Annotated in this window: 12 protein-coding genes; 10 read left to right on the top strand and 2 right to left on the bottom strand. The window is 72.1% G+C overall.

Annotated elements, in window-relative coordinates:
* Positions 1-31 precede the first annotated feature (31 nt).
* The 10 genes from FE251_RS08010 to FE251_RS07965 all read left to right on the top strand — a co-directional run bounded on the left by FE251_RS08010 (position 32) and on the right by FE251_RS07965 (position 9777).
* Entirely contained in the window at positions 32-517 is a 486-nt protein-coding gene (locus tag FE251_RS08010) for an OsmC family protein (protein ID WP_139072901.1), read from the top strand.
* 5 nt (positions 518-522) lie between these two features.
* Entirely contained in the window at positions 523-2604 is a 2082-nt protein-coding gene (uvrC, locus tag FE251_RS08005; RefSeq protein ID WP_139948430.1) for an excinuclease ABC subunit UvrC, read from the top strand.
* Positions 2605-2608: 4 nt separating this feature from the next.
* Positions 2609-3583 (top strand): RNase adapter RapZ, encoded by a 975-nt coding sequence (gene rapZ / locus FE251_RS08000; protein ID WP_139072899.1) that lies wholly within the window; start codon positions 2609-2611, stop codon positions 3581-3583.
* A gap of 50 nt (positions 3584-3633) precedes the next feature.
* Positions 3634-4590 carry a gluconeogenesis factor YvcK family protein gene (locus FE251_RS07995; RefSeq protein ID WP_456237465.1) on the top strand — a complete coding sequence of 319 codons (957 nt, stop codon included), beginning with the start codon at positions 3634-3636 and terminating at the stop codon, positions 4588-4590.
* An 88-nt stretch (positions 4591-4678) separates the two neighbouring features.
* On the top strand, positions 4679-5659 hold the full coding sequence (gene whiA / locus FE251_RS07990; protein ID WP_139072897.1) for a DNA-binding protein WhiA: 981 nt from the start codon (positions 4679-4681) through the stop codon (positions 5657-5659).
* Positions 5660-5909: 250 nt separating this feature from the next.
* Positions 5910-6920 carry a type I glyceraldehyde-3-phosphate dehydrogenase gene (gap, locus tag FE251_RS07985; protein ID WP_139072896.1) on the top strand — a complete coding sequence of 337 codons (1011 nt, stop codon included), beginning with the start codon at positions 5910-5912 and terminating at the stop codon, positions 6918-6920.
* A 100-nt stretch (positions 6921-7020) separates the two neighbouring features.
* Positions 7021-8211, top strand: a complete 1191-nt coding sequence (locus FE251_RS07980; RefSeq protein WP_139072895.1) for a phosphoglycerate kinase — start codon at positions 7021-7023, stop codon at positions 8209-8211.
* Positions 8212-8215: 4 nt separating this feature from the next.
* Positions 8216-9001, top strand: coding sequence for a triose-phosphate isomerase (gene tpiA, locus FE251_RS07975; RefSeq protein WP_139072894.1), 786 nt, complete (start codon positions 8216-8218; stop codon positions 8999-9001).
* A 152-nt stretch (positions 9002-9153) separates the two neighbouring features.
* A complete protein-coding gene (gene secG, locus FE251_RS07970; protein ID WP_139072893.1) occupies positions 9154-9396 on the top strand; it encodes a preprotein translocase subunit SecG in 243 nt (80 codons plus the stop codon).
* A 15-nt stretch (positions 9397-9411) separates the two neighbouring features.
* On the top strand, positions 9412-9777 hold the full coding sequence (locus tag FE251_RS07965; RefSeq protein ID WP_139072892.1) for an RNA polymerase-binding protein RbpA: 366 nt from the start codon (positions 9412-9414) through the stop codon (positions 9775-9777).
* Between the two features lie 664 nt (positions 9778-10441).
* On the opposite strand, the gene pgl is transcribed toward FE251_RS07965, so the two are convergent.
* Both pgl and FE251_RS07955 read right to left on the bottom strand, forming a co-directional pair.
* Positions 10442-11230: a 6-phosphogluconolactonase gene (gene pgl / locus FE251_RS07960; protein WP_139948429.1), complete on the bottom strand. Its 789-nt coding sequence runs from the start codon at positions 11228-11230 to the stop codon at positions 10442-10444.
* Positions 11227-12159, bottom strand: coding sequence for a glucose-6-phosphate dehydrogenase assembly protein OpcA (locus FE251_RS07955; protein WP_139072890.1), 933 nt, complete (start codon positions 12157-12159; stop codon positions 11227-11229). Before FE251_RS07955 ends, pgl begins: the two co-directional genes overlap by 4 nt.
* Positions 12160-12171: the final 12 nt, after the last annotated feature.

Genomic DNA, 12171 nt, shown 5'->3' with positions numbered 1-12171 from the left:
GACGTGCGCCACGCCCGGCTAGGGTGAGGTCATGGGAGCACTGCACACCTACACGGTGACCGTCGACTGGACCGGCGCGGACGAGGTCGGCACCAGGAGCTACACGTCCTACTCGCGGGACCACGAGGTCCGTGTCGAGGGCAAGCCGACCCTCCTCGCGACGTCCGACCGCAAGGTCGCCTCCGACGTCGCCCGGTACAAGGCCGAGGAGCTCTTCGTCGGCGCCGTCTCCCAGGCACAGATGCTCTGGTTCCTGCGCACGGCGGCGGCGCACGGCGTCGTCGTCGTCGGCTACACGGACGTCGCGACGGCGACCGAGCGGGTCGAGGGCTCGAACTCCGGCCCGTTCTCCGACATCGTGCTGCGTCCGCGGGTGACCTACGCCCAGCCGATCAGCGACGAGGCCGCGGCGCGGCTGCACGAGGACGCCCGGGCGCAGAACCACATCGTCCGCTCTCTCGCCTGCCCCGTCCGGGTGCAGCCCGCACCTCCCGCGGTGGAGCCGAACGTAGGCTGAGGGGCATGGCCGACCCTTCCACCTACCGCCCGCGTCCGTCGGAGATCCCCACCTCACCGGGGGTCTACCGCTTCCGCGACGCGCACGGCCGGGTCATCTACGTCGGCAAGGCGAAGAACCTCCGCAACCGGCTGAACAGCTACTTCCAGGACGTCGCCGGCCTGCACCCGCGCACCCGCCAGATGGTGACGACGGCGGCGTCGGTGGAGTGGACCGTCGTCGAGACCGAGGTGGCCTCCCTCGCGCTCGAGTACTCCTGGATCAAGGAGTACGACCCGCGGTTCAACGTCAAGTACCGCGACGACAAGTCCTACCCGTACCTCGCGGTGACGATGTCGGAGGAGATCCCGCGCGCCATGGTCATGCGCGGCGCCAAGCGCAAGGGCAACCGGTACTTCGGCCCCTACGGCCACGCCTGGGCGATCCGGGAGACCGTCGACCTCATGCTCCGTGTCTTCCCCATCCGCACGTGCTCCGCCGGGGTCTACCGGCGCGCCGAGCGGGCCGGGCGCCCGTGCCTCCTCGGCTACATCGACAAGTGCTCCGCGCCGTGCGTCGGGCGCATCTCCCCGGAGGACCACCGCGCCCTCGCCGAGGACTTCTGCACGTTCATGGGCGGCCAGACGCGGCCGTTCGTCCGTCGTCTCGAGCAGGAGATGCGCTCCGCCGCCGCCGCCCTCGACTTCGAGCGCGCCGCACGGCTGCGCGACGACCTCGGCGCGATGCAGCGGGTCGTGGAGAAGAACGAGGTCGTCCTGCCCGACGGCACGGACGCCGACGTCTTCGCCATGGCCTCCGACGAGCTCGAGGCCTCCGTCCAGGTCTTCCACGTGCGCGACGGACGGGTGCGCGGCCAGCGGGGCTGGGTGGTGGAGAAGGTCGAGGAGCTCGACGACGGCGAGCTCGTCGAGCGCCTGCTCCAGCAGGTCTACGGCGACATCGACCCCGACGCCGAGGAACGGACCGCGACCCGCAGCACCGCCGTCCCGCGCGAGGTCCTCGTCCCCGTCCTCCCGCCGGACGTCGACCAGGTGACGACCTGGCTGCGCGGCCTGCGGGGCGCGAACGTCGACGTCCGCGTCCCGCAACGCGGCGACAAGCGCGCGCTCGCGCAGACCGTCCGGCGCAACGCCGAGCACGCCCTCGTCCTCCACAAGACCCGGCGTGCGGGGGACCTCACCAGCCGGTCCCAGGCGCTGTCGGACCTCACCGAGGCGCTCGACCTGCCGGAGGCGCCGCTGCGCATCGAGTGCTACGACATCTCCCACACCCAGGGCACGCACCAGGTGGGCTCGATGGTCGTCTTCGAGGACGGCCTGCCCCGCAAGAGCGCCTACCGCCGGTTCATCGTGCGCGGTGCCGACGGCAGCGGCGCCCGGGACGACACCGAGGCCATCGCCGAGGTCCTCTCGCGCCGCTTCCGCAACTACCGCACCGCGCGCGAGGAAGCCACCGACGACGACGGCAAGCCCCTCGTCTCGGGCCCCGTCGACCCCGAGACCGGTCGCCCGTCGCGCTTCGCCTACCCGCCCAACCTCGTCGTCGTCGACGGCGGCCAGCCCCAGGTGAACGCGGCCCAGCGGGTGTTCGACGAGCTCGGCGTCGAGGACGTCGCACTCGTCGGCCTCGCCAAGCGGCTGGAGGAGGTGTGGCTGCCCGGGGAGGACTTCCCCATCGTCCTGCCACGGACGAGCGCCGGCCTCTACCTGCTCCAGCGGCTGCGCGACGAGGCCCACCGCTTCGCGATCACCGCGCACCGTGGCCGGCGCAGCAAGGCGATGACCCGTTCTGTGCTCGACGACGTCCCCGGCCTGGGCCCCACGCGGCAGAAGGCGCTGCTCGCGCACTTCGGCTCGGTGGCCAACCTGCGCCGGGCGACGCCGGAGGAGATCGCCGCGGTCAAGGGCGTCGGGCTGCGGACCGCGCAGGCCGTCGTCGACGCGCTGCGCACGACCCCCACCGCCCCGACCGCCGCCAGTCCGGCCGACGGCGCCTCCCCGGACGTCGCCGGCTCCGCGCCCACGCCCGAGCCGGCCGGGGCCGCGTCCGGCTCCGCCGACGGCCCCGGGCCCGGCCTGGCATCCTAGGAACATGACGAGCGCAGGAGCAGACGCGGTGGCCCGTGGGCTGCCCGAGGACCAAGGACCGCCCACCGTGCCGGAGGGCATCCCCGCCCTCGACGAGAGCACACCGCCCCCCGAGGTGGACCGCCGCGAGCTGCTCATCATCACCGGCATGTCCGGCGCGGGCCGCACCCGGGTGGCGAACACGCTCGAGGACATGGACTGGTTCGTCGTCGACAACCTGCCCCCGCGGATGCTCGAGCCGCTCGCCCGCATGATGTCGGCCTCCGACAGCGGCGTGAAGCGCCTGGCCGCCGTCGTCGACGTCCGCAGCGGGGAGTTCTTCGCCGAGCTCGTCAACATCCTCGACGAGCTGCGCCGGCACGGCACGGACTACCGGATCCTCTTCCTCGAGGCCGACGACGCCGAGCTCGTCCGGCGCTACGAGCAGGTCCGCCGCGCCCACCCGCTCCAGGGCGACGGGCGCATCCTCGACGGGATCGCCCGGGAGCGCGAGCTGCTCGCCGAGCTGCGGCGCCGCGCCGACACGATCATCGACACGACGAGCTTCAGCCCGTACGACCTCGCGCGCCACATCCGCCAGCGGCTCGGTGAGGACGCCGCCCAGCCCGTCCAGATCACCCTCGTGTCCTTCGGCTTCAAGCACGGGCTGCCGCTGGACGCCGACCACGTCGTCGACGTGCGCTTCCTGTCCAACCCGTACTGGGTCACCGAGCTGCGCCACCTGTCCGGCAAGGACGAGGCGGTCAACCGCTACGTCCTCGACCAGCCGGGCGCGGAGGAGTTCGTCGACAACTACGTGAAGACGCTCCTGCCGGCGATCGCCGGGTACGAGCGCGAGCTCAAGCACTACGTGACGATCGCGGTCGGCTGCACCGGCGGACGCCACCGGTCGGTCGCCATCTCCGAGGCCATCGCCGAGGGGCTGCGCTCCAACGGGCTGCGGGTCCGCACGCTGCACCGCGACGTGGGGCGCGAGTGACGACCGATCCGTGGCCCGCCCTCGGGGGGGCCGGCCGGGGGCCACGTGTCGTGGCGCTGGGTGGCGGCCACGGCCTGGCGGCGACGCTCGGCGCCCTGCGGCACGTGTCGAGCGACATCACCGCCGTCGTCACGGTCGCCGACGACGGGGGCTCCTCCGGGCGGCTGCGGGTCGAGCTCGGCAAGCTGCCGCCGGGTGACCTGCGCATGGCTCTGGCCGCCCTGTGCGACGAGTCGGAGTGGGGTCTCACCTGGCGCGACGTCCTGCAGCACCGCTTCCGTTCCGGTGGCCCGCTCGACGGCCACGCGGTGGGCAACCTGCTCATCATCGCCCTGTGGGAGCTGCTCGGTGACGAGGCCGACGGCCTCGCCTGGGTCGGACGGCTGCTCGGCGTGCGCGGGCGTGTCCTGCCGATGGCCTCCGTGCCGCTCGACATCGAGGCGCAGGTGCACCTCGCCGGCTCGGACCACCTGCACACCGTGCGCGGCCAGTCCCGCGTGGCGGTGACGAGCGGGGGCATCGAGTCCGTCCGCCTCATCCCCGACGACCCGCCGGCGCACCCCGAGGCGGTGCGCGCCGTGCGCGACGCCGAGTGGGTCGTCCTCGGGCCGGGCTCCTGGTACACCTCGGTCATCCCGCACCTCCTCGTGCCCGAGCTCGCCCGCGCCCTGGAGGAGACGGACGCGCGCCGGGCGCTCACCCTCAACCTCTCCGCCCAGCCGGGGGAGACCGAGGGCATGTCCGCGGCCGACCACCTGCGCACGTTCCTCGAGCACGCGCCCGACATGCGGCTCGACGTCGTCATCGCCGACCCGGCCGCCGTCGGGGACGACCTCGACGAGCTGCTGGAAGCCGCCCGCACCCTCGGCGCGCAGGTGCTGCTACGCCAGGTCGCCGCCGGGGACGGGACCCCGCGACACGACCCGCTGCGGCTCGCCGCGGCGTACCGTGATGCCTTCGACGACGTACTCGGTGATGTGGGGGAGACCACCGCCGAGCAGGGCTGAGCACGCCGTGGGTCGTGAGATCGTGCAGGGTGCGCCACGACCCGCGGCGCAGGAACCAGGGGGCACAGTGAGTGGGAGGAAGTCGGCCATGTCGCTGACGGCGTCCGTCAAGGACGAGCTTGCCCGGCTGCAGGTGGACAAGGTGTCGGCACGCAAGGCCGAGGTCGCCGCGACGCTGCGCTTCGCCGGCGGGCTCCACATCATCTCGGGCCGGATCGTCATCGAGGCCGAGCTCGACCTCGGCGTCGCGGCCCGTCGGCTGCGCCAGGCCATGGCCGAGCTGTACGGCCACACGAGCGACGTGGTCGTCGTCTCCGGCGGTGGCCTCAAGCGCGGCAACCGCTACGTCGTCCGCGTCGTCAAGGACGGGGAGTCCCTCGCGCGCCAGACCGGCCTGCTCGACGGCCGCGGCCGCCCCGTGCGCGGCCTGCCGCCCGCCGTCGTCTCCGCCGGGGTGGGGGAGTCCGTCGCCGCCTGGCGCGGCGCGTTCCTCGCCCGCGGCTCGCTCACCGAGCCCGGACGCTCCTCCGCCCTGGAGATCACCTGCCCGGGCCCCGAGGCGGCTCTCGCGCTCGTCGGCGCCGCCCGCCGGCTCGGCATCAGCGCCAAGGCCCGCGAGGTCCGCGGGGTCGATCGCGTCGTCATCCGCGACGGCGACGACATCAGCGCCATGCTCGCCCGGATGGGCGCCCACGACGCCGTCCTCACCTGGGAGGAGCGGCGTACCCGCCGCGAGGTTCGTGGGACGGCCAACCGGCTGGCGAACTTCGACGACGCGAACCTGCGCCGCTCCGCCCGCGCGGCCGTCGCCGCCGGGGCCCGCGTCGAGCGCGCGTTCGAGATCCTCGGCGACGGTGTCCCCGACCACCTCTACCAGGCCGGGCAGCTGCGCCTGGCGCACAAGCAGGCCAGCCTCGAGGAGCTCGGTGCGCTGTCCGACCCGCCGCTGACGAAGGACGCGATCGCCGGGCGCATCCGGCGGCTGCTCGCCATGGCCGACAAGCGCGCCCACGAGCTCGGGATCGTCGACACCGAGGCCGTTCTCACCCCGGACATGCTCGACCTCTGAGACGTCCAGGGCGCCACGCCGTTCCTGCGCGTGAAGCGCCTCACACCCCCGCGCGCCGTTCGCGCGGGGCGGACATTCCGGACGGCGAAAGCTCGGACCTACGTCCCTGCGGTCCCTTTTGTCCCGGTGTAGGTTGGGGACCATCCGGAAGGCCCGCCGCTCTTGGCGGACCCGGTGCAGCGCTTCGAGCGCAGCAGCAACAACTTCAGACGACATGCGTGCGCCTACCGGCGCACTGGAGGAGGACATAGTGACCATCCGCGTCGGTATCAACGGCTTCGGCCGCATCGGCCGCAGCTTCTTCCGCGCCGTGCTCAACTCGGGTGCGGACATCGAGATCGTCGGTGTCAACGACCTCACCGACAACAAGACCCTCGCTCACCTCCTCAAGTACGACTCCGTGATGGGCGTGCTGGCCGAGGACGTCACCTACGACGAGGACAGCATCACCGTCGGTGGCCGCAAGGTCCGTGCGCTGGCCGAGAAGGACCCGGCCAAGCTGCCGTGGGGTGAGATCGGCGCGGACATCGTCATCGAGTCCACCGGGCGCTTCGTGAGCGGCGAGGCCGCCAAGGCGCACCTCGAGGGTGGGGCCAAGAAGGTCATCATCTCCGCGCCCGGCAAGGACGTGGACGCCACCTTCGTCATGGGTGTCAACCACACCGATTACGACCCGGAGAAGCACAACATCTTCTCCAACGCGTCCTGCACCACCAACTGCCTCGCGCCGATGGCGAAGGTCCTTCACGAGAACTTCGGCATCGTCCGCGGCCTCATGACGACCATCCACGCCTACACGGCCGACCAGAACCTGCAGGACGGCCCGCACCGCGACCTTCGTCGCGCCCGCGCCGCCGCCCTCAACATGGTCCCGACCACCACCGGTGCGGCCAAGGCCGTCGCGCTCGTGCTGCCCGAGCTCAAGGGCAAGCTGGACGGCTACGCCATGCGCGTTCCCACCCCGACCGGCTCGGCCACCGACCTCACCTTCACCGTGGAGAAGGAGGGGGTCACGGTCGAGGAGATCAACGCCGCGATGAAGGCCGCCGCGGAGTCCCCGGAGCTCAAGGGCATCCTCAAGTACACCGAGGACCCGATCGTCTCCAGCGACATCGTGGGCGACCCGCACACCTCGATCTTCGACGCCGGCCTCACCAAGGTGATCGGCGACCAGGTCAAGGTGCTCAGCTGGTACGACAACGAGTACGGCTACTCCGCCTCGCTCGTCGGCCTCGCGACCTACGTGGGCGAGCGCCTCTGAGGCTCCCCGTCCTCACCCTGCAGTGAACGGACGTCCGCGTGCCGCCGAACGCCCGGCGCACGCGGACGTTCGTCTGTCCGCACCCAGCACCTGGAGAGCCATGAAGACCATCGACACCTTGGGCGACCTGCGCGGCAAGCGCGTGCTCGTCCGCTCCGACTTCAACGTCCCCCTCGACGGGACGACCATCACCGACGACGGGCGCATCCGCGCCGCGCTGCCGACGCTGACCGAGCTGCTCGACGCCGGCGCGAAGGTCATCATCACCGCTCACCTCGGCCGCCCCAAGGGCAGCCCTGACCCGAAGTACTCCCTCGCCCCCGTCGCGCAGCGGCTGGGCGAGCTCCTCGGCAAGCCCGTGACCCTGGCCGCCGACACCGTCGGCGAGGACGCCAAGGCCAAGGCCGATGCCCTCGGCGAGGGCGAGGTGCTGCTCCTGGAGAACATCCGGTTCGACCCCCGCGAGACGTCCAAGGACGACGCCGAGCGCGGCGCCCTGGCCGACGAGCTCGCCTCCCTCGCCGACGCCTTCGTCTCCGACGGCTTCGGCGTCGTGCACCGCAAGCAGGCCAGCGTCTACGACGTCGCCAAGCGCCTGCCGCACGCGGCCGGCAAGCTCGTCTTCAAGGAGATCGACTCCCTGAGCAAGGCGACCGGCAACCCCGAGCGTCCCTACGCCGTCGTCCTCGGTGGCTCGAAGGTGTCCGACAAGCTCGGCGTCATCGGCAACCTGCTCACCAAGGCCGACGAGCTCCTCATCGGTGGCGGCATGGTCTTCACCTTCCTCGCGGCCAAGGGCTACTCGGTGGGCACCTCGCTCCTCGAGGAGGACCAGATCGAGGCCGTCAAGGGCTACCTGCGTGACGCGGAGGCCAACGGCGTCGAGATCGTCCTGCCCGTCGACATCGTCGTGGCACCCGAGTTCAAGGCCGACGCCCCCGCGACCGTCGTGCCGGCCGACGCGATCCCGGCCGACCAGATGGGCCTGGACATCGGCCCCGAGTCCGCCAAGCTGTTCGCCGACAAGATCGCCCAGGCGAGGACCATCGTCTGGAACGGCCCGATGGGCGTCTTCGAGTTCGACGCCTTCGCCAACGGCACCAAGGCCGTCGCCCAGGCGATGCAGGACGCGGCCGGCTTCACGATCGTCGGCGGTGGCGACTCCGCCGCTGCCGTGCGCATCCTCGGCTTCGACGAGTCGAAGTTCGACCACATCTCCACGGGTGGCGGCGCCAGCCTCGAGTTCCTCGAGGGCAAGGAGCTCCCGGGCGTCGCGGTTCTGGGAGACTGACCTCATGGCGAACCGCACCCCGCTCATGGCGGGCAACTGGAAGATGAACCTCGACCACCACGAGGCCACGCACCTGGTGCAGAAGCTCGCGTGGGAGCTCAAGGACAAGGGCCACGACTACGACGCCGTCGAGGTCGTCGTCCTGCCCCCGTTCACCGACCTGCGCTCCGTGCAGACCCTCGTGGACGGCGACAAGCTGCAGATCCGCTACGGCGCCCAGGACGTCTCCGCCCAGGAGAAGGGTGCCTACACCGGTGAGATCTCCGGCACGATGCTCGCCAAGCTGGGCGCGAGTTACGTCGTCGTCGGGCACTCCGAGCGCCGGCAGTACCACGCCGAGGACGACGCCCTCGTCGGCGCCAAGGCGAAGGCGGCACTCGGCCACGGCATCACCCCGATCATCTGCGTCGGGGAGGGGCTGGACGTCCGCAAGGCGGGCGACCAGGTCTCCTACACCCTGGCGCAGGTCGACGGCGCGTACGCCGGCCTCGACGCCGACGCCGCGAAGAAGACCGTCATCGCCTACGAGCCCGTCTGGGCGATCGGGACCGGTGAGGTCGCGACCCCGGAGGACGCGCAGGAGGTCTGCGGCGCGATCCGCACCCGTCTCGCCGAGCTGTACGACCAGGACGTCGCCGACACCGTGCGCGTCCTGTACGGCGGCTCTGTGAAGTCCGGGAACGTCGCCTCGATCATGGCCAAGGAGGACGTCGACGGCGCCCTCGTGGGCGGCGCGAGCCTCCAGGCCGAGGAGTTCGCGGCGATCGCGCGCTACCAGCAGCACGCCTGACGAGACACCGACATGGTCCCCGGCCGGGTCACCGGCCGGGGACCTGGCGTGTCCCGGGCGGAAGGTGGTCCCGGACGTCGCCCGGATCACCTATCCTTGACGGGTTGCGGCTGAGCCGCGCCCGCCCGACCTTCGAAAGGAGCCGCAGGCTCGTGGATGCACTCCGGATCGCCCTGCAGGTGGTGCTGGTTCTCACCAGCATCTTCCTCATCCTGTCCATTCTCATGCACAAGGGGAAGGGCGGTGGCCTGTCGGACATGTTCGGTGGTGGCATCAGCTCCTCGATCGGCTCCTCGGGTGTGGCTGAGCGGAACCTCAACCGCATCACCATCGGCATCTCGGTCATCTGGGCGACGGTCATCGTGCTGCTCGGCCTGATGCAGCGGTTCGTCTGAGCGGGGGAGAGGGACATGGCTGGAGGTAGCGCGATCCGCGGCTCGCGGGTCGGGGCAGGGCCCATGGGCGAGACGGAGCGCGGTGAGGCGGCGCCGCGGGTCCGGGTGTCCTACTGGTGCGCGAACGCGCACGAGACGCGTCCGAGCTTCGCCAAGGAGCCGGAGATCGTCATCCCGGAGACCTGGGACTGCCCGCGCTGCGGGCTGCCCGCCGGGCAGGACCGTGAGGCGCCGCCCGAGGCGCCGAAGAACGAGCCCTACAAGACCCACCTGGCCTACGTGAAGGAGCGGCGCACCGACGCCGACGGCGAGGCCCTGCTGGAGGAGGCGCTCACCGCCCTCCGCGCCCGCCGCAGCGGCGTCTCCACCCGCGACCGCTAGAGCACGACGCCCGCGGGCGCGGAACCACCCCGCGCCCGCAGCAGCACCTGCCCGGCCAGCAACGCCGCTGCCGGCCAGTGCCCACCCCGCGCGCGCCCCAGCTCCGCCGACAGCCGACTTGTGCGCGAGAGCCGACTTCCTCGCGACAGCCGAGTTTCTCCCGACAGCGGGATTGTGCGCGAGAGCCGACTTCCTCGCGACAGCCGAGTTTCTCCCGACAGTCGACTTGTGCGCGAGAGCCGACTTCCTCGCGACAGCTGACTTTCTCCCGACAGTCGACTTGTGCGCGAGAGCCGACTTCCTCGCGACAGCTGACTTTCTCCCGACAGTCGACTTGTGCGCGAGAGCCGACTTCCTCGCGACGGCCGAGTTTCTCGCGAAAGCGGAGTTACCGGCTGGGATGCCGCTTGTGCCGCTTGATGCCCAGGATCTGCATTGGTCTCGCAGATAGTGGCGGCGACTTCTCGTTCAGTCCTAGCAGCGGACACTGCACACGTCGGAGTCTGTGCGGAAGTCCGCTGTCGCGCGCAATCCCGCTGTCGGGCGGAAGTCCGCTGTCGCGCGGAATCCCGCTGTCGCGCGGAAGTCGGCTGTCGCGCGCAATCCCGCTGTCGGGCGGAACTCGGCTGTCGGGCGGAAGTCGGCTGTCGGCGGGGAGGGAGAGTCAGGCGGTGGGGAGGGCTGTGGTCGCCGGGAGGTCGAGGAGCCAGAGGGTGCGGCCGCGGGCGTGGACGCGGCCGGCGGGGACGCTCGAGCCGTCGTCAGTGCCTCCCTGGGACTCCGGGAGCGACGTGCCGGCCAGCGCGGCGGCCACGGCGGGCGCCTTGCCCTCGCCGGACACGACGAGCCACACCTGGTCGGCCGAGCACAGTGTCGGCAGGGTGAGGCTCACGCGCTCGGGCGGCGGCTTGGGGGAGTCCGTCTCCGCCAGCGCGCCCAGCGCGTCGACGTCGAGGCTCGGGCGGCCCGGGAACAGGGAGGCGACGTGGCCGTCCGGCCCCATCCCGAGGAGGACGACGGCGAGCTCGGGCACCCGCGCCCCCTCCGGGGCGTAGCGCTCCAGCTCCTCGCTGTAGGCCCGTGCGGCCGCGGCGACGTCGGCCACCCGGTCGGGACCGGGGACGGCGTGGATGTTCTCGGGCGGCAGCGGGACCGCGGAGAACAGGGCGGCATGGGCGTCGCCGTCGTTGCGGTCGGGGTGGCCCTGCGGCGCGAACCGTTCGTCGCCCCACCACACGTGCACCGAGGTCCAGTCCACCGCGTCGCGCAGCGGGTCGGCGGCGACCGCACGCAGCGTGTCGACGAGGATGCTGCCGCCCGTGAGGGCGACGTGCACCGGGCTCGTCACCGACTGCGCGTCGATCAGCGCGAGGAGGAACCGTGACGCGGTCGCACGGGCGAGGAGGTCGGCGTCCGGGTGGACGACGACGTGCGTGTGGTCGGTGGCCGTCACTGCTGCTCCGCCTCCTGGACGAGGGCCAGGCCCTGGGTGAGGACACGGCCGTAGGTCTCGTCGGCGTCGAGCCGGCGCAGCTCCTCGGTGAGGCAGTCGGCCAGCGTGCGCTCGGGCAGGTTGATGCGCTGGTCGATGCGCCCGGGACGGGTGAGGACGGCGACGTTGCCGCCGGGACGACGGCTCAGTGTGATCGGCCCGCGGTCGCGGTCGAGCTCGACGCGGGTGACGGCACTGGACTCCTCGATGCCGATCTCCACCGGCACGCCGAGCGACTCGGCGAGCCACGCGGCGAGGATGTACACCGAGGGGCGGCGGTGGGCCCCGACGACGCGCACCCCGGTGATCGGCTCGTGCGGCGGCTCGTCGAGGGTCGCGGCGAGCAGGCCGCGCCACAGCGTGACGCGTGCCCAGGCGAGGTCCGTGTCGCCCGGCGCGTAGCCGGGGGCGAGGGAGCGCAGCGTGGCGAGCGGGTCGGTGCAGGCGGTGACGTCGGTGATCCGCCGCTGGGCCATCGCCCCGAGCGGGTCCTTGCTCGGCTCGGCGGGCGGCTGGCCGGTCCACCACACGACGATCGGGGCGTCGGGCAGGAGCAGCGGCATGACGAGCGTGTCGATCGCGCCGGCCGGCTCGCCGCTCGGCTGGAGGATGACGACCTCGCTGAGGCCGGCGTCCCCGCCGACCCGGATCTGCGCGTCGATGGTCGCCGGGCGGTCCCCGGAGCCGGCGACGACGGCGATGATCCGGCACGGGTGCTCACGGGAGGCGCCGTTGGCTGCCTTGATCCCGCGCTCGGCGCCGTCGAGGTCGTCGGCGACGATGATGAGGGTGAGCACCCGGGTGAAGGTGTGGGCTCCGCTGGAGCGGCGCATCGCGGACAGCCGGGCGCTCACGGCCGCGGCGGTGGTGGCGCGCATCGTGGTGATCATGTCGTCGTCTCC

The sequence above is a fragment of the Georgenia wutianyii genome, assembly GCF_006349365.1.
Taxonomy (GTDB): Bacteria; Actinomycetota; Actinomycetes; order Actinomycetales; family Actinomycetaceae; genus Oceanitalea; species Oceanitalea wutianyii.
This window is presented reverse-complemented; position numbering and strand designations above follow the sequence as displayed.